We start from the raw sequence: 22,615 nt of genomic DNA, 5'->3' as shown, positions 1-22,615 counted from the left end.
CTCACCCTCCAGAAAGAAAGCCCGGCTTCGGAACCTTCACTTCGGCTCCGCCGCGATAGAAGGTGATGCTATCCCAAGTGCGGTCTCCGACTCGTACAGCCTTGCCGACGTGATACATCTCCCGCTCCGTCGCGAACCAATTACTACCACTGCCATTCTTGTAGGCGCTGGCGAATTGCTCGGAAGGATTAGATCCACTGAATCCATCCAGTCGGACATGAAGTCTCACGTTTGGATTATGGGCGGCCGCACGAACCTGGGCCTCCCAAATATCACTATCCAGATAGTGGGTGTACCCCTTGCCGTCCGCAAAATCTCTGAGGCCATGCTTACGAGTCCCCAATGCCACATCCGTAGGACACCCACCGGAATTGTGAACCAGGACCGGCGTTTCTCCCGCCAGCACATAGTACGTATGCAGGTCGTCAACCGTCAGGTTGTACGTCCGCGCGTGCTTCGTGAACGGTCGGTTGCCCGTGACGATGACGGTGTCGCCGTCGTCGGTGCGCAAGGTCATGCCCGGTTTGAGGTCACCGGCTTCGGTCCAGTCCCGCTCAGACGGGGACCAGAAGGGGTGCTCGTGGGTGGCGGTGAGACTCTCGATGCCGTCATCGGTGGCGATGGACAGCTCGTTGAAGTGTTTGTCGTCCTCGGTGCGGATCAGGCGGGTCACCTTCCGGGGACCGGTCTCGCCTGTCTTGGGGTCAGTGGCCTGGACCAAGTCACCGACTGCGACATCTTCGATGTCCTTGGTGGTGCCGTTCGCCATGAGGATGTCGGTTCCAGCCAGGAAACATTTAGTACAGGCTGCGGCGGCTCCCTTGCCGACTCTTCCCCCAGGGATGAAAGCGTAGGGGAGAGTTTCCCACCGCTTGCCCCGCTCATAGGATTCGGCGTCGTCCAGGCATCTTTCGAAGTTCTCGACGCAATAGTTGGCAGCTATCCGCTTCGCCTCTGCGACATCGTCACTCTTCAGTAGGAACTTGTATGCCTGCCGGCATCCTTCCCGCCCGAAGCACACATTGCTTGTGCCGCTTTCCTCGATAATGGGTGTTTTCCAGTAACTGCCATCCGGGAAGCGTCCGTTCGGGCCGTACTCATAGAAGTAGTCCAGTAGCCGCTGCGTGTTGTTCGTGACTGGAGTCTTTGTTTTTACCCAGCCGGGGTTCGCCTTACAGCTGTAGTAACAGCCGCCAGGACCAGTCCCGCCGCTGGGCACACCGGGTCCATTCGGGTTCTGCGGGCCCGTGGCACCACCATTGCGGCGCGGTTCGCTGTGGCCCGTTCCGTCATCGATCCACAGCCCCGTGGGATCGGAGTGAGAAACCGGACTGTTGTTGGCGTAGGCGTACCCGTTCATCTGCAGCGGGTCCGCGATGTCGATGATCGGGTCTGCCGAGAGGAAACGGCCGGAGGTGTGGTCGTATTCGCGGGCGCCTATGTGGGTGAGGCCCGTGGCTGTGTCGTCGATGCCCACGCCCAGGTAGCCGCGCTTGTTGGGCCAGGTGGACGGCTTCGGGCCGCGGGTCTCGCCGTACGGCTTGAACGCCCGACGGGTGACCGGCTGGCCGGTCGCGAGGGCGACCGAAGTGTTCGCCGTTCCCAGGTGGTCGGTGATCAGCGCGCTGACCTTGTGGCCCGTGGTGGAGCCGTTGGCCGTCGTGCGGACCACCGTGGGGGCGCCCGGCTGGGTGTAGGAGCGGGAAGCGCGCACCATCGCGCCTGTGCCGTCCGTCGTCAGTTCGGTTTCGCCCAGGTACAGCGTCGAGCCCGACGGCGAGTTCTCCAGTAGGCGGTTGCCGTCGGCGTCGTAGACGTACGTCGTCTTCTTGCCGTCGTCCGTGATGGAGTCGAGCTTGTTCTCCGGTGTCCAGGTCAGGTTCTGCGTGGTGTTGTACAGGTCCCGGACCGTGGTGTTACCCGACGCGTCGTAGGTGTAGCCGCTGTCCTTGCCGGACGGCGCGGAGCTGATCCACGTCATGGTGTGCGGCTGGGTCTGGGACGCTGCGGTGCCGGCGCCCGCGACCGTCTTGCCGTAGCCGTACGTGTAGGTGAGGTTCTTCGTAGCGTCGGCCGGGTCGTGTTCCGTGAGCGTCGCGCGGTTGCCGAGCCAGTCGAAGGTGAACGACTGCTGGTAGGCCGTCGTGCCCGCGGCCACCGTGCCGGGTGACGGTGCGGCAGCCGCGAGCGTCGACGCGAGCGAGGCGTCGGGGGTCGTCGCGTCCGCGGCCGCGTCGGCCGCGTCGGCGACCGGGCCCGAGGAGGACGCGTACGTGGTGCGAGGACCCCATGCGGTGCCGTTCGCCGCCTTGCAGCCGGTGCCGGCGCCGGTCGGTTCGATCTTCGACGTCCAGGCGTGCGCCAGTTCGCCCATCACGTCGTACGTGAAGCACTGGGTGTCCCAGGTGCTGCCCGCCGCCTCGCTGAGCTTGCGCGCGTTGGAGGTGATGGTTCCGGTCGCGTCGTAGGAGTAGTAGCCGTCCGTGATGCGGTGCGGGCCCGCCGTCTCCCGGTCCGCCACCGTGCGCTGGAGTCGGCCGGTGTGCGGATCCACGAAGTTGGTCGTCCAGACGCGATTCGGCTGGGCGCCCGAGACCGTGCGCAGCACCTCGCCGTAGGGCGAGTAGGTGGCGTCGGCCGTGTACCAGGTCAGGCCCGAGGTCGAGTCGGGCAGGCCGTCGGCGTTGTAGCGCGTGACGACCTTTTCCTTCGCCAGGCCGCCCGCGGCGGGCAGGGTGACCGACTGGGGCTTTCCGGTCGGGGTGTAGGTGTACGCGTAGGCGTAGGTGCCGGAGAGGCCTGTCGTCGTCGAGTTGGCCGGGATGACCGTCTCGCTGCCGGTGGGGTGGTAGTCGGCGTCGTAACCGGTGACGCGATTGGTGTAGTCGCCGGTGTCGGTGTGCCGCTTGGACGACGCCGGCTGGCCGATGCCGCCGGGAGCCTCGTCGTAGACGTACTCCTTGACGGGGGTGGCGGTCGCGGAACCCTGCCGGACGTATCTGGGCCGTCCGAGGACGTCGAATTCGGTGAAGTTCTCCTGCCCGCGCGCGTTGCGGACACGGTTCGGGCGGTCGGCCGCGTCGTACCAGGTTTCCGTGGTCCCCGTGTCGGGGTCGGTGGCCGACGTCACTCGGCCACGGGCGTCGTAGGTGTACGACCAGACGTTGCCGGCCGGGTCGGTGACCTTGTCGCGGTTGCCCCGGGCGTCGTATCCGTAGGTGGTGGTGCGGCCCGCGGTCGCGTCGGAGGCGTCCCGGGTGAAGTGCCTGACGGATGTCGTCCGGCCGAGGGCGTCGAAGTAGGTGCGGGTCCTCGGGGCCGTGGAGCCGGGCGGGTTCACCGTCTTGCTGACCGCGTCGTACCAGGTGAAGGTCGCGTACTTGTATCCGCCGCCCTGATACTCGGAGGCACGGGCCTCGCGTTCCAGACCGTCGTAGCGGTACTGGGTCCAGGACGGAATCAGCGAGGTCGACCTGGGCTTGAAGAGCTCCGTGTCCGGTTCGCCCTTGGCCAGGTAGGCACCGGTCTTCTCGGCGACCAGGCCGTGGTCGTTGTACTTGGTGTCGACGACGATCCGGCCGGGGCCGTGGGCCTCGGTCTGCTTCTGGACCTCGCGCGACAGACCGTCGTAGAGGGTGATGTCTCTGGCGTAGGAACCGTCGTCCTTGAGCGTGCCCACTGATACCGCGGCAGGCTTGTTCGCGCTGGTGGTAGCGGTGGCGGGCTGGTAGTCGACGACGACGTTCGGTGACTTGCCACCGGAGGAACGGGAAGGGGACCAGCCCTTCACGAGACGGCCGAGGTCGTCGTACTCGGTGCGTGTCACGCGGCCGTTGGCGTCGGTGACCGTGAGCGGCAGGCCGCGACCCGGATCGTAGGTCGTGGTGACGGTGTGGCCCTTGGCGTTGGTCGTTCTGGTGGTGGTGACCGGGCCGCCGCTCTCGGGCGTGTAGCGCGTCTCCGAGGTGCCGGCGCCCGGCTTGGTGACGGTACGGACGCGGCCGAGGTCGTCGTACGTGGTTCCGGTGACGACGGAGTACGAGGTGCCCTTGCCGTCGGTCTCGGCCACGGAGGTGAGCATGCCCTTGGTGGGCGTCGCGCCATGGGCCAGCTTGTCGTAGGTGTACTGGCGCGCCGATTTCAGCTCGGTCGCGGGATCCGCTGTCGCGTAACCGGCGCAGGACGTCGCCGTGGCACGCTGCTCCTTGGGCACGCCGATGAGCCATGCGGTGGTGTTGTGCAGGTAGGACGTCTTGGCGCAGGTCTGGTCCGACAAGGTCTCGGAGGAGCCGCTCGGTTTGACCACGGCCGTCTCCACCTGGAGGGGAAGGCCATAGGTGTCATCGGGAGTCGTGAGGGTGCGGACGGCACGCCAGTTCGTACCGACTTCCTGGATCTCGTCCGATCGCTTGGTGCCCGTGCGGTGCGCGAGCAGCGGATCCGCGGCCGTGGCGTCCTCGTTCTCACGGGAGCGGGACGCGGTCTCCTTGGACCAGGGAAAGTTCAGGGACCGCTTGAGGACTTCGCCGCCCGAGTCGACGTAGGTGATGACCTCGGCGGTCGTACCGGCGTACTGGGGCGCGTCGTCCGCCAGCAGTGTGTAGGTGTTCTCGGAGTCCTTGACCGCGCCGCCGGTGCCCAGGAAGTAGCGGGTCACCGACTTGGACTGGGACTGGGGTACGCCCGGCTCGGAGCTGGTCTTGCTGCCCTTGGTGACCTCGACCTGCCGGTGCCCCCGCCAGTCGCTGTACGTCCGCAGCGCGGGACGCGTGAACTCGTCGTCGCTCTTGGCCCACGCCGCGTCCGAGTACGTGTACTTCGTGACCATCGGCTTGCTGTGCGACGTGACCTTGTCGGACTCGGTCACGGACGCGACGACGTACTTGTTGAACCAGGACCTCGCAGGGGTCTTCTCGTCGCCGTCGGGTGACCAGCGCACCGGGTAGCAGGTGCCGTTGTTCTTGCCCTTGTCCTCGGCGGGTTCGCTCGCGCACCCTCCGGTGTACTCGACCTCGATGTCGCCGCCGGACTCGGTGGAGACCGTACCGATGCGGGGGCGGGTGAAGCCGGGGCGCTGGTCGTTCTTGCCGTCGAGGACCAGGTTGGGCAGTTGGCGGTCCTTGAGCCGGGCGCGCAGCGGCGACGAGGAGCCCACGGTGTAGTGGGCGAAGCTGATGCCGTCCTTCGACTGCGGGGTGCCGGTGGTGTCACCCGGGCCGTAGCCGGTGCGGGTGATCGAGTTGAGCCAGAGGCCCGGTGAGGTGTCGTACCAGTCCTCCGGGAAGGACTGGTGCAGGGTGTACGTGTCCACCTTGCCGAGGCCGGTCTGCCCCGGGCGAGCGGCCTTCGTGGTCACCGTGTCCAGTCGCAGCTGTGTCCAGAAGGACGGGAAGGCCGGGCACAGTTTGGAGGAGGACTTGCAGTTGAGGTTGCCGGGGGTGTCCCACCACGGGCGGTAGGCACCGGGATCGTCGGTCTTGGCGAAGTTGGCCGCGGCGCATGCCGACTCCGACCTCAGACAGCGCTGCTTCGCACCGAAGGTGACGGTGGCCGACGGTGTGGTCAGAGTGTCGGGGCGCAGGCCGTACTCGATCGAGGCGGGGTAGGCGTAACGGTCGTACTGTTCCGGCGACTTGAACTTCTTGCGGACGGCGTAGTGGTTCGTCTCCTGCTTCCAGTTGACGATCATCGTGTTGCCGTTGACGTCCACGACCTTGTCGAGGCCCCAGCGCCAGGCCTGCTGCTTGCCGGAGCCGCAGCGCGAGTCGGCGAAGGCGTCGGCGTGGCACGGTTCTCCGGGGTGGTTGCCGAAGACCGGCACGGTGGAGACCGAGGTGGTGTCGGCGTGACCTCCGCCGACGCTGTTCTGGCCGTAGTAGTACTTGGTGCCGTCGGTCGTGGTGACGACCCAGTACTCGCCGTTGTCGTCGTCGTTGCCGCCGCCGACGCGGCGCTCGACCCGGGTGCCGTCGTCCTGTTGGGGACGGTAGATCTCGGTGTCCTGCTCCGCATCGCTTCCGGATGCCGCGTCCCGGACCAGTTCGGTGGTCTTGCCGCCGAGCGACATCACCGCGTTGTAAGACACCCAGCACAGGTCGGACGTCTTGTCCTTCTTGGCGGTGTTGTTGGGGGTGCCGGCCTTCAGCGCCTTGCGGTCGTCCTCGCAGGAGCGGTAGCGGCGCTCGATGTGGCCGGGGTCGTAGGACCAGCCCTCACCGATCCACGAGGCCTGCGGCGAGGAGACCGCCGTACGTCCGTCCACGGTCTGGGAGCTGTAGTTGAAGGAGATCTGAGGCGCGGGACCAGCCGGCGGGCTCGGTACGGCCAACGGGTAGGTCCAGGTGAAGGCACCGGAGGAGCCGCCTGCCTCCCACTTTCCGTCGGAGGCGAGAGGCGTCGCCTTGAAGGTGCCGCCTCCGCTGTTGCCGGAGTCGACGACACCGACGACCGCCATGCTTCCCGCGGCAGCCACGGACATCAGTGCGGAGGACCGCCGAGAGGAGGCCTGCACCACGCCCGAGGAACGGGCCTTGGACGCGGGGGCGGCAGCAGGCGTGACCGTGCCGTCGGCTGCCGGATCCACGGTGGCCTTGAGGGAGTCGGACGCCGTGTCGTTGGCGGTCTCCCGTTCCTCGTACGTCTGGCAGGCCTCGTCGTCCGGCGTCGTCCAGTAGCAGTCGGGGAACATGACGAAGCGCAGACGGGAGGCCCAGTCGGCGCCGTAGAGGTTCTTGAACTTGCCGTAGTCGAGCTTGACCGAGACGGGTACCGAGCCGTCGTCGGGCCCCTGGACCAGCAGCAGCGAACCGTCCACTCCCTGGGCTGCCGAGGAGGACCGGTCCGGGATGGTGACCTGCCAGGTGCCGGTGGGTGCGGGCTGGTCGGGTGCTTGGCCGAGGCTGACGGGCAGTGCCCCGACCGGCTTGGGAGCCGCCGGTGCGGCTGCGGCGGCTGCCGTACGGGCCGAGGCCGTCGTCGCGGTCGAGCCGAAGCTGACCGAGCCGGTCTGGTTGGAGGGCGGACTGATCGTGCCCGTCGGAGCGGCGAGCAGATCCTCGGGGACGTCGGCCTTCAAAGTGCTGAGATGCCTGCTGAACGCCTTGCCGGGAACCGGCTCGTCGCGGTCCAGCTTCTCCAGCGTCAGCGATTCGCGCCCGACTTCTTCCTTCGCCGGATCCGGGGGCAGGGCCAGCGCCGGCATGGGCAGCAGCCCCACCAGTAGTGCGGCGGCCGTGACCGGCACGGCGGTACGCGCCAGACGAGGTTTGCGGGCATGCGGAAGTCGACCGAACACGGCGAGGTCCCCCCGGACCACTGGAGCGGGACCGGCGACGGACCACGCGTGATGACGTATCAGACAGCGGAGATTCTGTGATCACTCTGTGAAGGAAAGCCAGTGATGACGCTGCGCTGTGATCATAATCACGGAATGTAGTTGATCATTACGCAACGAAGGGGAGCGAAGCCCGGAAAGCGCTCCACTGAGGAACTCTCTCCACCTTTGCCGATCTTTGGCGTGAACAGCTCATAAATATCCAGAGAGCCCAGTGAGGGCGCCGTATTACTGCGATCTGTGCGGTTTTGCGGGCAGCCGACCACTCCGCGTTCACCGCACCACAGGCCGCCCCTCCCTTCCATACGGAGCACTGGGTCGCATCGCTCACCCCGTACCCCCGAATTCTCCACAGGGTGACTACAGATCCCTCATAGGTCATCATCGGCTGGCCCGGCAGCGGCCCGTCCCGCGCCGGCTCCGAGGGGGAACTAGGGGGAAGGGGAACCCGCCCGATGACGCGCAACTGGCGCCGCAGGCCCGGCCGTCGAGGCGGTGTGGCACTGCTCGCCACCGCAGTCGCCACCACCGGCATCGTCTACGCCGGACTACGGCTGGACGGCGGCCCTCCGCAGGACAGCCGCGACCACGAGTCGGGCACGAGCACCGTCACCGAAGTCACCGCCTTCAAGCAGGCGGCGCGGACCGGGAAGCCCGTGGAGGTGACCGCCGCGCGCACGGCCCGCTCCACGATGTGGGCCCGCCCGGACGGCCAGATGGCGACACGGCTCCACTCCTCGCCCGTCCGCGCCAAAGTGGACGGCGACTGGAAGAAGATCGATCCGAGTCTGCGGCGGACCGGGATCGGGTGGGAGCCGAAGGCCGTCAACACCCGCATGGTGTTCTCGCCGGGCTCGGGAGAGCGGCGAGCCTCCCGCTCCACGGCGCAGCGCGTGTCCCTGGTGCAGCGAACCTCGGCGGATGCCACCGAGAATCCGCTGGTCACCCTGTATGTCGGCACCGACAGCGAGCACAAGATCCAGCTCACCTGGCCCGGACCGGTCCCGACTCCGATCATCGACGGTAACCGCGCGCTGTACCCGGAGATCATCCCCGGCGGAGACCTCGTGCTCACCGCCGACGACGACGGCTTCGGCCAGCTCGTGGTCCTGAAGAACCGTCAGGCGGCTTCCGACCCGCCCGTACGGCAGTTGGTGTACGGCCTTCACTCCGCCCAGCTGACCTTCCGCCTCGACCCGGTCACCGGGATCGTCAGCGCCGAGAACGCCGACGACGAGGAGGTCGCGATGTCGCCCACCCCTCTGATGTGGGACAGCAGCGGGCAACCGGCCGTGACCGACGGCGGCGTAGGCGCGACAGCTCAGCCGACCGAACCCGAATCACCCGGCCCGACGGACTCCGGCGCCTTCCCCGACGACAGCCCGACTCCCACCACCGAGGAGGAAGCCGTCGAGTCCGACGAACAGAGCGACACCGACGTCGAGGTGCTGCCGTCGGCTAGCGACGGCTCCGCCCCGGAACCGCCCGAGTCACCGCTGCCCTCCGCGCCGGCGGAGCCTACTCCGGCCCCGTCGCAGTCCGGTTCCGCGGCAACGCTCGGCCTGCCCTCGCTCGAAGGTCCCTCTCCCGACTCGCGGGGGGAACTCGTCGAGGCCGACCTGTCCACCGGGCAGTGGACGCTGACCCCGGACAGGGACTTCCTCGAGGACCCTGCCACCACGTACCCGGTGTTCATCGACCCGTCCGTCAAGAAGCACACCCAGAACTGGACGACCGCCTACGACCGCCACCCCAACGCCACCTTCTACAACGGCAAGGGCTTCAACAAAGGCGGTACCCACGAGGCCCGAGTCGGCTTCGAGTCCGACACCTGGGGCACGTCCCGGTCGTTCTTCAACATCTCCTTCGACAAGGACCTGAAGGGCACGAAGATCACCCGAGCCAAGCTGCGCCTGCTGGAGACCTACTCCTGGTCATGCAGCGCCCGTTCGATGAGCGTGCACCTCACCGGCGAGATCGACTCCCACACCAACTGGAAGAACGCCCCCAGGCTCCACGACGGCAACAAGCTGGCGACCAAGAGCTTCGCGCACGGCTACAAGTCCGGGTGCCGGGACGCCTTCGAGACCTTCGACGTGAAGAAGGGCGCACAGAAGGCCGCGGACAAGGGAGAGGACACCATCACCTTCGGCCTGCGTGCCCGCGACGAAGACTCCCGGTACGCCTGGAAGAAGTTCCGCGCCAACGGTGACTACGCTCCCGTGCTCGAGCTGGTCTACAACCGCAGGCCCTCGATCGTCTCGAACTCGCTGGACCTCGGCCCGGACGGCAAGTGCACCACGACCAAGCCGTACGTCCGCATGGGCTCCGGTGATCTCACCTTCACCGCCAAAGCCACGGACAAGGACAAGAACCTCGACTCCTTCGACTTCGACCTGTGGCCGACCGGGAAATGGGACTCGGCCGGTGACCTGCTCGACTCGACCGGCAAGGTCTCCGCTGGCGGTGACACCGGCACGGCTCTGAGGACGACGAAGGGCTTCCCCGCGAGCAAGCTCAAGAACGGCACCACGTACTCCTGGCGGGTGCGGGCGATCGACGATGCCGGTACGACGTCGCCGTACTACCCGGTCAAGTCACCCTGCCGGTTCGTCCTGGACACGTCGGCGCCCCGGCCGCCCGTGGTGAGTTCCACCGACTTCCCCAACGCGGACGGGAACCAGAACGGTTTCGGCAACGATGCCGAGGACGCCAACTGGTCGGCCAAGAAGTTCGGCACGCCGGGTTCCTTCACCGTGCGAGCGCTGAACAGTGACGTCGTGCGCTACGAGTACGGCTTCAACTCGGCCACGTACACCGGCGGCTTCGGCCGAACGAACGGCACGGCGACAAGCGTCAGTACCTCCCTCAACGGTGCCAAGCCTCCGACAGCCGGTCCCAACGTGCTCTACGTCCGTGCCGTGGACGCCGCGGGCAACCCCTCGGATCCCACGAAGTACTTCTTCTACGTCTCACCCCGGGACCAAGCCGACAGCCCCGGCGACTTCACCGGCGACAAGCTGCCCGACCTCATGGTGGTCACCGAGGGCGGCAACCTGGCCATGTACCCGTCCCAGGCCGACAAGGACGACCTGGCCAAGGGCACCGGCGACCTGGACTACTCGATGGCCGGCGCCTATCGGACCAACCCCGACAGGGATCCCAACGGCGACGATCTGCCCCCGTACGTCCCCGCCCCGTCGGGGCACTTCAAGGGGGCCCTGATCACACACAACGGTGACATCTACGGCGGCGACGGCCTTCAGGACCTCGTCGTCCGCCTCGGCGGCAAGCTCTGGGTCTACCCCGGAGACGGTTACGGCGCCGTCAACATCGACAAGCGCCAGGAGATCCTCCTGCCCGAAGGGGCGCCAAGTCCGGCCGACTTCACGCAGATCCTCAGCGCGGGCGACGCCACCGGAGACGGCCGCGTTGACTTCTTCGCCACGGTGAAGAACTCCGCAGGAACCGACGACGAATTGTGGGCCCTGACGGGCTATCACGGTGCGACGGTCGACCAGACCGTCCGCCTGAACTCCTCCGCCTGGAAGGAGCGCGACCTCGTCGTCGCCCAGGACATCTCGGGCGACGGTGTGACCGACATGGTCTACCGGTCCGACGTGTCCGGGAAACTGTGGCTGCGCAAGGGCATCGCCGCTTCCGGCGATGGGGTCGACCTCGGCTCGCTGGCGACCGCAGCGAACTCGTCGGGCGGGGAGGACAACGAGTACGGCGCCTCGGGCTGGTCGAGCAGCGACAAGCCTCATCTGATGGGCACGCCGAGCGCCAACGGCGACACGGTTCCCGACATCTGGGCCGTCCTCGCTGACGGGTCGGTGCGCTTCCAGGCGGGCAGCAAGACCGCTCTGACCGGCTCGGGTACGGAGGTCATCGGGCGAGCCGACTACTGGAGGACCCGCATCGCCATCGGGTGACCCGCTGTTGAGGTGTGCGAACCGGGGCCGTCTTCGTCGAAGACGGCCCCGGTTCTGCGTGTTGAACGTGTTCAAAAAAGGGTCTACAGTCTCCCTCGACAGCGTTTTGAACGTGTTCAAGAAGGGTGGGGCAATGGACCGCACGGTCATCGCCTATGTCATCTACCTGGTGGTCAGCGTCGCGTTGACGGTCTGGGTGGCTCGCACGCTCAGCCGGAACGGGAAGGTGTTCCTCGCCGATGTGCTGCACGGCAACGAGAAGCTCGCCGACGCCGTCAACCACCTTCTGGTGGTCGGCTTCTATCTGGTCAACCTCGGGTTCGTGGCGCTGTATCTGAGCGGGGACGAGACCATCACCGACACGCGTGGGGTCTTCGAGGCCCTCTCGACCAAGCTCGGCGTCGTGCTGCTGGTGCTCGGTGTGATGCACCTGGCCAACGTCTATGTGCTGAACCGGATCCGGCGGCGGGGCGTGATGGAGCGGGAGCAGGTGCCGCCCGTGCCGCCGCAGGGCTGGGTGGCCCCGCAGGCGCGGGCCTGAGCGGAGACCGGCATGAACACCACCGCAGCGGTCCGCCGGCTCACCGTTCTGTACGACGCCGAGTGCTCCCTGTGCGCGTTCGTGCGCGACTGGCTCCTGCGGCAGCCGCAGCTGGTGCCGCTGGAGCTGGTCCCGGCCGCCTCCGAGGAGGCCCGGCGGCGCTTTCCCGGACTGGACCACGGCGCCACCCTCGACGAGATCACCGTCGTCGGCGACGCCGGGCAGATCTACCGGGGGCCCGCCGCCTGGATCGTCACCCTGTGGGCGCTGCGCGAGCACCGGCCGCTCGCCCACCGGCTGAGCACTCCGGCCGGCGCCCTCCTCGCCAAGGGCGCGGTGCTGGCTGCCGCCAAGTGGCGCGGGTCGCAGTGGGGCGGCACGGGGTGGGGCGGCCGGGTGTACCGGGGCGCGGACGGGTGGGCGTACGCGCCGGACACCGGCTGGACCTATACCGCGCCGGGCTGCGCCGACGGCACCTGCGCCCCTCGGTAGCCGCACCGGTGCTGACGTTAGGCTCTCTTACCGTGTCCGCGAAGAACGACGGCCCCGACGACGGCGCCACCCCCACGAAGTCCGAGCAGACCCGCGCCCTGATCCTGGAGACGGCCATGCGGCTGTTCCAGGAGCGCGGCTACGACAAGACGACGATGCGGGCCATCGCCCAGGAGGCCGGGGTCTCCGTCGGCAACGCGTACTACTACTTCGCGGGCAAGGAGCACCTGATCCAGGGCTTCTACGACCGGATCGCCGCCGAGCACCAGGTGGCGGTCCGGGAGATCCTGGACCGGGAGACCGACCTGGAGGCACGGCTCGCGGGTGTCCTGCGGACCTGGCTGGACATCGCCGCGCCCTACCACGAGTTCGCGGTGCAGTTCTTCAAGAACGCCGCCGACCCGGACAGCCCGCTCAGCCCCTTCTCCCCCGAGTCGGAGCACGCGCGCGTGGAGGCCATCAGCGTCCACCGGGAGGTGCTGGCCGGGGCGACGAAGACGAAGGTGCCCGAGGAACTGCGGGACATCCTTCCCGAGTTGATGTGGCTGTCCCAGATGGGGCTCGTCCTGTACTGGATCTTCGACCGTACGGAAGGGCGGGAGCGCAGCTACCGGCTCGCCGAGCGCGGGGCCCGGCTCACCGCGCGGGGCGTCGCCCTGGCCCGCTTCCGAGTGCTGCGGCCGTTGGTGCGGGAGGTGCACGAACTGTTCACGGACTTCCTGCCGGGGATGACGCGGGCGATCCCGGACCCGGCGGCACGCCGCACCGAGTCCTAGGCCGCGCAGGGCACCAGGGCCGCGCCGAGTACCAGGGCCGCGCAGGGCGCCTCAGAGCCGTGTGAGGCTCCAGAGGCGGAAGACGCCCGTGCCGTCCGAGAGGTACTGGCCGCCGCCGATGTCCTCGGTGGTGACGACGTACTCCTTCGCCTGCCACAGCGGCAGCACCGGCACGTCCTGTGCGACGGTCTGCTGCACCTCGCGGAAGTCCCGGTCGGCTTCGCCTCGGTCGGCGTAGCGCTGGCTGTCCTTGATGAGCCGGTCCACGGTCTTGCTGCTGTAGCCGGTGTTCATGGCGCTGCCGGTGCCGACCAGCGCGGCGCCGAAGGTGTCCGGGTCGGGGAAGTCGGCGACCCAGCCGACGGCGTACGCGTCGAGCCTGCCGGTCGCCCAGCGCTTCTGGAAGTCGGTCCACTCGTAGCCCTGGAGAGTGACCTTGAACAGCCCGCTCGCCTCCAGCTCCTTCTTGATCTCGGCGCCCTCCTGGGCACCGGCGCCGCGGCCCTTGGCGTAGCCGTAGGTGATGCGGACGGGCAGGGTGACGCCGGCTTTGGTGAGCGACTGCCGTGCCTTCTTCGCGTCCTGCTCGGGATAGTCGTCGAAGAACGAGGCGGTGTGGCCGGTGATGCCCGCCGGGATCAGGGAGTACAGCGGGTCGACGGTGCCGTCGTAGACGGTGGCGGCCAGTCGCTCGCGGTCGATCAGCCAGGCCATGGCCCGGCGGACCTCGGGCTTGTGCAGGGGCTTGCCCGCGCGGGTGTTGAAGTACAGGTTGCGGGTCTCGGAGCCGTCCGCCTCGAAGACGCGCTGGGCCGGGTCGCTGGGGTTGAGGCCGGCGAGGACCTGGGGCGGCAGCTGGCGGGTCGCGACCTCGACCTGCCTGTCCTTCCAGGCGGTGTCGAGGGCGTCGGGGGTGCCGTAGTAACGCAGCTCGACGGAACGGTCCGCGCCGCCCTTGACGGCGCCCTGGTAGTGGGCGTTGGGCGCGAGGACCGCCTCGGCGTTCTTCGTGTAGGAGCTGATGGTGTACGGGCCGGTGCCGTCGACACCGTTGTCGGTGCGCAGCTTGCCGGCCGGGTACGCGGTGTGGTCGACGATCGAGCCGGCGCCGGTGGCCACCTTGAACGGGAAGGTCGCGTCGGGCGAGGACAGGTGGAAGGTGACGGTCAGCCGGTCGGCGCTGACGGAACCGAGGGTGTCGAGCAGAGGCGCCGGGCCGACGGGCGACTTGATCCTCAGGATCCGGTCGAAGGAGTACTTCACGTCCTCGGCGGTCATCGTCCGGCCGCTCGGGAAGGTGAGGCCGGAGCGCAGCTCGCAGCGGTACGTCGTCAGGGCGCCGCCCGCGAACGCGCAGCTCTTAGCCGCGTCCGGAACGGGTGCGGTGCCGCCCGGCGTGAAGCTGAGCAGCGACTGGAAGACGTTGCTGAACAGCGCCCAGGAGCCGGCGTCGTAGGCGCCGGCCGGGTCGAGCGAGGTGACGGCGTCCGTCGTGCCCACCGTGATGGCCTTGCCGTCGCTCTTCGACGGCAGGAACTGCCAGGCGCCCACGCCCGCGGCCGCCAGGACGAGCAGCCCCGCGAGTATCCGTATGCGAACCGATCGCATCGGCCTTGCCCTCCCCAGGCCCTTAGGGCCCGTTGTGACCCTTGTGCGAGTGCCACACCCCTTCGTGGCGGCCTCACACAATCACAGGCTTTTGACCTCGGGGAAGGGAGATCTGCCGACTTGGGAAAGAACTTACTGATGGGCGGTTCGGTCCGTTTTCACAGCGTTCCCACAGGGTGACGGGCGGTCAGGCCTGCTTCGACGCCAGCTCGATCAGCGTGATGTCCGAGGGTGCGCCGACCCGGGTGGGCGGGCCCCAGGCGCCGGCGCCTCGTGAGACGTAGAGCTGGGTGTCGCCGTAGCGCTCCAGGCCCGCGAGGGTCGGGTTGGCGGCGGAGGCGATGAGGTTGCCGGGCCAGAGCTGGCCGCCGTGGGTGTGGCCGGAGAGCTGGAGGTCGACGCCGTGCTCGACCGCGTCGTCGATCTGCACGGGCTGGTGGGCGAGCAGCACGCACGCGCGAGCGGTGTCCCGGTCGCCGAGCGCCCGGGCGAAGTCGGGGCCCTGGCCTTCCTCCTCACCGGCGATGTCGTTGACTCCGGCCAGGTCGAAGTACGGGAGCTCCTGGCGGGCGTTCTCCAGGGGGTTGATGCCGAGGCTCCGGACCTCCTCGACCCACTGTTCGGCGCCGGAGAAGTACTCGTGGTTGCCGGTGACAAAGTAGGAGCCGTGACGGGCCCTCAGCTGAGCCAGCGGGGCCGCGGCGGGGCCGAGGTCCTTGACGCTGCCGTCGACCAGGTCGCCGACGACCGCGATCAGGTCGGGCTGGGTCGAGTTGATCGTGTCGACGACCGTCTGGGCGAAGCCTCGGCCCAGGACCGGGCCGAGGTGGACGTCGCTGACCACCGCGATCCGGAACCCGTGCGCCGCGCGCGGCAGCTTGGCCAGCGGCACGGTGACCCGCTTCACCTTCGGCCCCCGCAGCACGCCGTATGTCCCGTACCCGACGGTCCCGACAGCGGCGGCCGCGGCGGCCCCGGCGACGACCCGCGAGACGAAGAGCCGGCGGGAGGGGCCGGTGGGGGCGGTGGAGGGTGTGGTGTCGGTGGTGCCGGTGGGGGTGAGCGGCCGCGGGGTGGCTTCCGGGGCGTCGTCGAGGGTGGGGTCCGTCAGGGGGTGGGGCTCGGTGGCGGAGGCGGTCGCTCCACCTCGGAGACCGGCCTGTGCGGCGGCAGCGGCTGCCACACCGGGCGCCGCGGCGCCGACGCCGGCCTGCGGATCGGCCGCAGTCCCGGCACCGGCCGCTTCGCCGGGCAGCCCCGCCCCGACGCCCGCCTTGGGGCCGGCGGCCGGCGCGGAGGCGGAGCCGGCCGCTCCGCCATGGGGGCCGGCCTGGGCGGCGGCCGCCGGCGCGGAGCCCGTCGCTCCGCCGGGTGCGTCAGGGGTGTGCGGCCGGTCCGCGGGCGACGCCGTCGGCCCCGTCCCGGCTTCGGCTCTCGCTCTGTCCCGGCGTTCCAGGAACCTCCGCAGCAGGGGGCGTACGACCTCGCCCGCCACCACCGCCAGCAGCAGGTATATCGACAGGGCCAGCCACATGAAGCCCGGCCAGGCGAGGGTCTGCTGGAGCCAGAAGGGGGCTCCGGAGCGTTCGGCGACCAGGGCCGCGATCGCCAGGGTCCAGCCGCCGGCGATCAGGACCGCGCCCGCGCGGCGGGTGAGGCCCGGGCCGCGGGTCGTGTCGCGGAACAGGCGGCGCCACACGTACCAGTTGGCCGTCACGATGACGGCCAGGACCAGCAGTGCGACGAGTACGAAGACGATGGCCACGGTGTCGTGTCTCCCGATTGCCGTTATGACGTCCGGCGCAGTGCGCGCAGACCACGCAACCCGATGGCCCCGACGACCGTCCCCAATACGAAGGACACGACGGCGAGCAGCAGGTGCACCCAGAAGTACGCCGTGGGTTGACCGTCGTCGAAGGCGAGCCCGCTGCCGTCCTTGACAAGGTTTTTGACGAAAGTGATCCAGATGACCCAGCTCCACACCCCGAAGGCGAGCAGGAACCAGGAGACGGGGCGGCTGAGCTTCACAACGACAGACCTTTCCTCACGACGCCGTGCTTCCGGGACCGGCCGGGGGTCCGGGGGTTGTCCCCCGGATGAGCACGGCATGAGTCCAGTATCGCCAGAGCGTGTCCTGTTCCGTTCATGGGGTGGGGGTGGAAGCGGGACTTCCCTGCGTACGGCATGTACGTTTCCGACCGTGCCCGCACCGAAGAAGACCACCAGGGGATCCCTGCTGGTCACCGCCGCCGTCCTGTCGTCTCTCGCCCTGGCCGCGCCCGCCGCCGTCGCGGCCCCGAAGCCCTCGGACAGCCCGTCGGGCAGCCCGTCGGCGAGCCCTTCGGCCACTCCCCCGGCGAAGATGTCGAGCGTGGGCGGTGCCCGGCTCGGCCGGCCGGGGACGCAGGTGAACCTGGCGAGCGGTGTGCCGGTGCTGCCGAAGGATCTGAGCGCCCGCTCCTGGATCGTCTCCGACGCCGAGACCGGTGACGTGCTCGCCGCGCACAACGCGCACTGGCGGCTGGCCCCGGCGAGCACGCTGAAGATGCTGTTCGCGGACACGCTGCTGCCGAAGTTCCCGAGCACGACCGAGCACAAGGTCGTGCCCTCCGACCTGGCGGGCATCGGCGCGGGGTCCAGCATGGTCGGGATAAAGGAGGAGGAGACGTACACCGTCCACGACCTGTGGCTCGGTGTCTTCCTGCAGTCCGGCAACGACGCGGTGCACGTCCTGTCCGCGATGAACAAGGGCGTCGAGAACACCGTCAAGGAGATGAACGCGCACGCCGAGGAGCTCCAGGCCCTCGACACGCACGTCGTCAGCCCGGACGGCTACGACGCCGAGGGGCAGGTGTCGTCGGCCTACGACCTGACGCTGATCGCCCGTTCGGGGCTCCAGAAGAAGGACTTCCGGGAGTACAGCTCGACGGTCAGCGCGAAGTTCCCCGGCGAGACGAAGAAGGACAAGAAGGGGAAGTCCGTCCGCAAGTCCTTCGAGATCCGCAACACCAACCGGCTGCTGAGCGGCGACGCGGACGTGCCCGTCTACCAGGGCATCGCGGGCGTGAAGAACGGCAACACCACCAACGCCGGGGCCACCTTCACCGGCGTCGCCGAGCGGAACGGCAAGGTGCTGCTGGTCACGGTGATGAACCCGGAGAAGGACGAGCACAACGAGGTCTACAAGGAGACCGCCCGGCTGTTCGACTGGGGGTTCAAGGCGGCCGGGAAGGTGCAGCCGGTGGGTGAGCTGGTGCCGCCGAGGAGCGCCGCGCAGGGCGGTGACCGGCCCGGCGCGAACCCGTCCGGAGAGGCCGGTGGCTCAGGCGACGCCGGGACCGGTTCGAAGCCGGTGGCCGGCGCCGCGGCCGCGGACGGCTCCAGCGGCATCGGAACGGCGCTCGGCATCACCGGCGGCGTCCTGGTCCTGCTCGCGGCCGGCGCCTTCCTGATCAACCGCCGCTGGCCCCTGCCGGACCTGGTACGCCGCAGGGCCCGTTCGGGCGACGACAGCTGACGCCCCGGTGCCGGCAGCGCCGGAGCGCTGCCAGGTGTTTTCGGTCAGCCGCCGCCCGCCACGGCCGGATCCGCCGCCCCGCCCGGCCCGTCCGGGCGGCCGGGGGCGGTGGCCGGGAGTTCGTCCCGCTTGCTCTGCGTCGCCGTCCAGGCGGCGCAGAACAACACCAGCTTCGAGGTGAAATTGATCCACAGCAGCAGCGCGACGGGGACGCCGAACGCGCCGTACATGCTCTTCGCGGCCACGCCCTGGAGATAGCCGCTGAGCAGGAGCTTCAGCAGTTCGAAGCCGACCGCTCCGGTCAGCGCGGCCACGATCAGGCGGTGCCGCGTCGGCTCCACGCCGGGCAGCAGCGTCAGGACGTAGAGCAGAAGCAGGAAGTCGGCGAGGACGGCGACCAGGAACGCGACGATCCGCAGCAGGACCCCGCCCCAGCCGCCCTCGTCGATGCCCAGCTGCCGGATGATCCAGCCGACCATCGCGGAGGCCACCGCCGAGGCGGCGAGGGTGACGAGGATCGCGCCGCCCAGGCCGATCAGGACACCCGCGTCCTTGGCGTAGCGCACGACCGGGTTCTCCTCCTCGTCGGGCAGCTCCCACACCGCGCGCAGACACTCGCGCATGGAGCCCGCCCAGCTGATGCCGGTGAAGAGCAGCAGCGCGCCCGCGATGAGGCCGATGGCACCGGCGTTGTCCACCAGGCCTGAGATGTCCAGCTGGTCGGAGATCCCGGGCACCTGCTCGGCGATCTTGTCCTGCAGCTTGTCCTGCTGGCCCTTGCCGAGCGTGGCGGCGGCGATCGCGGCGGCCACGGTCAGCAGCGGGAACAGCGCGACGAAGCTGGTGAAGGTCATCGCGGCGGCCAGCCGCGTCCACGCCACGCGGTCCAGCCGCTCGTACGACCGCCACGCGTGGGTGATCATCAGCCGCTCCACCCACGGCCCGACCATCGGGAGCTTTTTCAGCCAGTCCATGATCCGCTTCTGCCCTCCGCCCGGAACACCCATGTACGGGTACCCCAGAACCGCAGAATCGTGGCCAGGGCCATGCCGACGACAGCGCCGGAGACGGTGTCCGCACGCTGGGAGGTGAGCCCGAGGCCGTAGTGGCTGACGGTGAGGCAGAGCAGTTGGACGGCGGCCCCGGCGAGGTTCACCGCGCAGAAGACGGCGTACGGCCGCCAGCCCCGGACCCGCTCGGATCCGTAGGTGCCGAGGGCGTTGCCCGCGTAGGCCACCGAGCAGGCGGCCACGAAGGACAGGGCCTTGGCGGTGAGCGGGTCGAGTCCGGCGGGGCCGCGCAGACAGGTGAACAGGGCCAGGTCGACGGCGTAGGCGAGGAGACCGACGGCGGCGAAGCCGGTCAGTTCCCGCCGCGAGGGGAGGGCCGGCCGGCTTCGCCACGCGCGCGTGGTCACCAATTGGCCACCGCCAGGCCGTACATCGCCATCCACACCAGGCCGATGAGGGCGAGCGCCCGGTCGCGCAGGACGACGTCCTCGGGTTCGCCTGCCGTACCGCGGTCGGCGAAGACGGCGTATCGGAGGATGGCGAGGATGAAGGCGACCATGGACAGCTGCCGCCAGGGCAGCACGCTGGTGTGCGGGACGCCGCCCTCCTCCATGGCCCACAGGCAGTAGCCGAGGACGGCGGCCCCGGCCGCGAGCTGCCAGACGAAGCGGAGGTAGTCGCTGGTGTACTCGGTGAGCAACGCGCGCGTGGCGCCCGCCGTTCCGGCCATCTGCACGGCTTCGGAGTAGCGCTTGGCCGACACCATGAACAGCGCGCCGAAGCCGGTGGTGATCAGGAACCAGCGTGACAGCGGGATACCGAGGGCGAGTCCGCCGATCATCGCCCGCATCAGGAAGCCGGTCGTGACGACGGCGAGGTCGACGACGAGGACGTGCTTGAGGCTGACGCAGTAGGCCAGTTGCATGCCGAGGTAGGCGGCCAGCAGGGCGGCGACGGCCGGGGGGCACAGCCGGGCCGCGGCGGCGGGCGCGAGGACGGCGAGGACGCCGCCGACGGCGTAGGCGACGGGTACGGGGACCTGCCCGGCGGCGACCGGCCGGTGCCGCTTGGTGGGGTGGGCACGGTCGGCTTCGGCGTCGCGGGCGTCGTTGACGAGGTAGACGGCGGCGGCGCAGGCGGTGAAGAGGACGAAGACGAGGGCGAGTTGCGCCAGGGCGTGCCGGGAGAAGAGCTCACCGGCGGCCGCGGGGGCGGCGACCACGAGGATGTTCTTGATCCACTGCCGGGGGCGCGCGGTCCTGAGGAGACCGGCCAGGAGACCGCCCCTGCGGGGTGGCGCGGGCCGCTTCTCACCGGCGCGCTGCCGCAGGACGGCCGTCTCGGCCATGGCGGGCGCCTCAGTCATGGCGGGCGCCCCCCTTCACCCAGCGGGCGCCGAGCCGGGCCGTGAGCGCGCCGAGGGCGGCGCCGGCCGCGACGTCCGAGGGGTAGTGGACGCCGGCCACCAGCCGGGAGACGCACACGGCGGCGGCCAGCGGCGGTACCGCGCGCGCTCCCAGGGCGCCGAAGGCGACGGCGGCGGCCGTGGCGGAGGCGGCGTGCGAGCTGGGGAAGGAGTGCCGGCCGGCGGTGCGCACCAGGGGCTCGACATGCGCGGGGCGCGGTCGGCGCACGACTCGTTTCACGCCCATGCTGACGAGATGCGCCCCGGCGGTCAGCGCCGTGCCGCGCAGCCAGGCCCCGCGCCGCCCGCCGTCCACGGCGGCTCCGGCGAGCCCCGCCGCCAGCCACAGCGCCGCGTGCTCCCCCGCCCAGGACAGGGCACGCGCGGCGCCCGCCACGCGTGGGTCGGTGCCGCACGCCCTGAGCGCCGAAACGATCCGGTGGTCCATGTCGTGCAGGTCGTCGAGGTCGTCCATGTGGACTCACTGTTCATGCCCATGCGGCCCGAACTCCGGCAATATTGAGCGACATCCCATTAATCACCCATTTCGGGGAGGGATGCCATGTTCCCTAACTAATCGCCCACAAGAGGGCGATACGGTCACGGACATGTCTGCCGACACCGATTCCGCCCCGGACGTCATGGGCCTGGACCACACCACCGTCACCGGCTGGGGCCGCACCGCTCCCACGGCGGGCCGGCTGATCCGCCCGAGGACGTACGAGGAGGCCGCGGCGGCCGTCCGGGAGTGCGGGGCCCGGGGCGGGATCCCCCGGGGCCTGGGACGGGCGTACGGGGACGCGGCGCAGAACGCGGGCGGTGCCGTGCTCGACATGACGGGCCTCGACCGCGTCCACGCGATCGACGCCGCCGGCGGGACCGTGTTGTGCGACGCGGGCGTCTCCCTGCACCGGCTGATGCAGGTGCTGCTGCCGCTCGGCTGGTTCGTGCCGGTCACCCCCGGCACGCGCTATGTCACCGTCGGCGGGGCGATCGGCGCCGACATCCACGGCAAGAACCACCATGTCTCGGGCTCGTTCTCGCGGCACGTGCTGTCCTTCGAACTGCTCACCGCCGACGGCGAGATCCGCACGGTGGTCCCCGGCACGCCCCTGTTCGACGCCACCGCGGGCGGCATGGGGCTGACCGGCGTGATCCTCACCGCGACGCTCCGCCTCCAGCGGGTCGAGACCTCGCTGATGTCGGTCGACACCGAACGGGCGGCGGACCTCGACGACCTGATGGCCCGGCTGACGGCCACCGACCACCGCTACCGCTACTCGGTCGCCTGGATCGACCTGCTGGCCCGCGGCGCCGCCACCGGCCGGGCGGTCCTCACCCGCGGCGACCACGCGCCCCTGGACGCGCTGCCCGCCCGGCTGCGCACGGACCCACTGGCCTTCCGCACCGCCCGCCTCCCCGCCGCCCCGGCCGTCGTTCCCGAGGGCCTGCTCAGCCGGACCACCGTGGCCCTCTTCAACGAGCTCTGGTACCGCAAGGCCCCGCGCGCACGGGTCGGCCGGCTCCAGCGGATCTCGGCCTTCTTCCACCCCCTGGACGGTGTGCCCCACTGGAACCGGGTCTACGGCCGCGGCGGCTTCGTGCAGTACCAGTTCGTCGTCGGACACGGCCGGGAGGACGCCCTGCGCGGCATCGTCCGCCGTATCGCGGAGCGCCGCTGCCCGTCCTTCCTGGCCGTCCTCAAGCGGTTCGGGGAGTCCGACCCGGGCTGGCTGTCGTTCCCGGTGCCGGGCTGGACGCTGGCGCTGGACATCCCGGCGGGGCTGCCCGGCCTCGGCACGTTCCTCGACGAACTCGACGAGGAGGTCGCCGCCGCGGGCGGACGGGTCTACCTCGCCAAGGACGCCCGCCTGCGCCCGGAGCTGGTCACGGCCATGTACCCGCGCCTCGACGACTTCCGCGCGCTGCGCGCCGAACTGGACCCGCACGGGGTGTTCGTGTCCGACCTGGCCCGCCGCCTCCATCTCTAGGCATTTA

14 protein-coding genes are annotated in these 22,615 nt (G+C 69.6%); 6 read left to right on the top strand and 8 right to left on the bottom strand.

Annotated elements, in window-relative coordinates; genetic code table 11:
- Window position 1: 1 nt before the first annotated feature.
- On the bottom strand, window positions 2-7,201 hold the full coding sequence (locus ACIBK5_RS13315) for a polymorphic toxin-type HINT domain-containing protein (RefSeq protein WP_399019211.1): 7,200 nt from the start codon (window positions 7,199-7,201) through the stop codon (window positions 2-4).
- A gap of 587 nt (window positions 7,202-7,788) precedes the next feature.
- Here ACIBK5_RS13315 and ACIBK5_RS13310 point away from each other — a divergent pair.
- From ACIBK5_RS13310 to ACIBK5_RS13295, 4 genes are all read left to right on the top strand, one after another.
- The gene (locus tag ACIBK5_RS13310; protein WP_399019035.1) at window positions 7,789-11,268 is read left to right on the top strand and encodes a DNRLRE domain-containing protein; all 3,480 of its coding nucleotides are present in this window, start codon (window positions 7,789-7,791) and stop codon (window positions 11,266-11,268) included.
- Window positions 11,269-11,401: 133 nt separating this feature from the next.
- Window positions 11,402-11,809, top strand: coding sequence for a hypothetical protein (locus ACIBK5_RS13305; protein ID WP_399019033.1), 408 nt, complete (start codon window positions 11,402-11,404; stop codon window positions 11,807-11,809).
- A gap of 12 nt (window positions 11,810-11,821) precedes the next feature.
- Window positions 11,822-12,301: a thiol-disulfide oxidoreductase DCC family protein gene (locus tag ACIBK5_RS13300; protein WP_399019031.1), complete on the top strand. Its 480-nt coding sequence runs from the start codon at window positions 11,822-11,824 to the stop codon at window positions 12,299-12,301.
- 32 nt (window positions 12,302-12,333) lie between these two features.
- Window positions 12,334-13,077 (top strand): TetR/AcrR family transcriptional regulator, encoded by a 744-nt coding sequence (locus ACIBK5_RS13295; RefSeq protein ID WP_382489596.1) that lies wholly within the window; start codon window positions 12,334-12,336, stop codon window positions 13,075-13,077.
- 51 nt (window positions 13,078-13,128) lie between these two features.
- Here ACIBK5_RS13295 and ACIBK5_RS13290 read toward each other — a convergent pair whose 3' ends face one another.
- From ACIBK5_RS13290 to ACIBK5_RS13280, 3 genes are all read right to left on the bottom strand, one after another.
- A complete protein-coding gene (locus tag ACIBK5_RS13290) occupies window positions 13,129-14,685 on the bottom strand; it encodes an ABC transporter substrate-binding protein (RefSeq protein WP_399019029.1) in 1,557 nt (518 codons plus the stop codon).
- A gap of 187 nt (window positions 14,686-14,872) precedes the next feature.
- Window positions 14,873-16,219, bottom strand: coding sequence for a metallophosphoesterase (locus tag ACIBK5_RS13285; protein ID WP_399019209.1), 1,347 nt, complete (start codon window positions 16,217-16,219; stop codon window positions 14,873-14,875).
- 254 nt (window positions 16,220-16,473) lie between these two features.
- The gene (locus ACIBK5_RS13280; RefSeq protein ID WP_391099174.1) at window positions 16,474-16,713 is read right to left on the bottom strand and encodes an SCO4848 family membrane protein; all 240 of its coding nucleotides are present in this window, start codon (window positions 16,711-16,713) and stop codon (window positions 16,474-16,476) included.
- Between the two features lie 172 nt (window positions 16,714-16,885).
- Here ACIBK5_RS13280 and ACIBK5_RS13275 point away from each other — a divergent pair, with 172 nt between their 5' ends.
- Complete coding sequence (locus tag ACIBK5_RS13275; RefSeq protein WP_399019027.1) at window positions 16,886-18,202, top strand: D-alanyl-D-alanine carboxypeptidase family protein; 1,317 nt, start codon at window positions 16,886-16,888, stop codon at window positions 18,200-18,202.
- Window positions 18,203-18,246: 44 nt separating this feature from the next.
- Here ACIBK5_RS13275 and ACIBK5_RS13270 read toward each other — a convergent pair whose 3' ends face one another.
- Genes ACIBK5_RS13270 through ACIBK5_RS13255 form a run of 4 tightly spaced genes read right to left on the bottom strand, consistent with a single transcriptional unit; the run spans window position 18,247 to window position 21,092 of the window.
- Window positions 18,247-19,176: a YihY/virulence factor BrkB family protein gene (locus tag ACIBK5_RS13270; RefSeq protein WP_399019025.1), complete on the bottom strand. Its 930-nt coding sequence runs from the start codon at window positions 19,174-19,176 to the stop codon at window positions 18,247-18,249.
- Window positions 19,164-19,619, bottom strand: a complete 456-nt coding sequence (locus tag ACIBK5_RS13265; RefSeq protein WP_399019023.1) for a GtrA family protein — start codon at window positions 19,617-19,619, stop codon at window positions 19,164-19,166. Before ACIBK5_RS13265 ends, ACIBK5_RS13270 begins: the two co-directional genes overlap by 13 nt.
- The gene (locus ACIBK5_RS13260) at window positions 19,616-20,560 is read right to left on the bottom strand and encodes a decaprenyl-phosphate phosphoribosyltransferase (RefSeq protein ID WP_399019207.1); all 945 of its coding nucleotides are present in this window, start codon (window positions 20,558-20,560) and stop codon (window positions 19,616-19,618) included. The genes ACIBK5_RS13265 and ACIBK5_RS13260 overlap by 4 nt, the downstream gene beginning before the upstream one ends.
- Before the next feature lie 10 nt (window positions 20,561-20,570).
- A complete protein-coding gene (locus ACIBK5_RS13255; protein ID WP_391099165.1) occupies window positions 20,571-21,092 on the bottom strand; it encodes a phosphatase PAP2 family protein in 522 nt (173 codons plus the stop codon).
- A gap of 133 nt (window positions 21,093-21,225) precedes the next feature.
- Here ACIBK5_RS13255 and ACIBK5_RS13250 point away from each other — a divergent pair, with 133 nt between their 5' ends.
- A complete protein-coding gene (locus ACIBK5_RS13250) occupies window positions 21,226-22,608 on the top strand; it encodes an FAD-binding protein (protein ID WP_399019022.1) in 1,383 nt (460 codons plus the stop codon).
- Window positions 22,609-22,615 lie beyond the last annotated feature (7 nt).

Source organism: Streptomyces sp. NPDC050546 (assembly GCF_044457425.1).
GTDB lineage: Bacteria > Actinomycetota > Actinomycetes > Streptomycetales > Streptomycetaceae > Streptomyces.
This window is presented reverse-complemented; position numbering and strand designations above follow the sequence as displayed.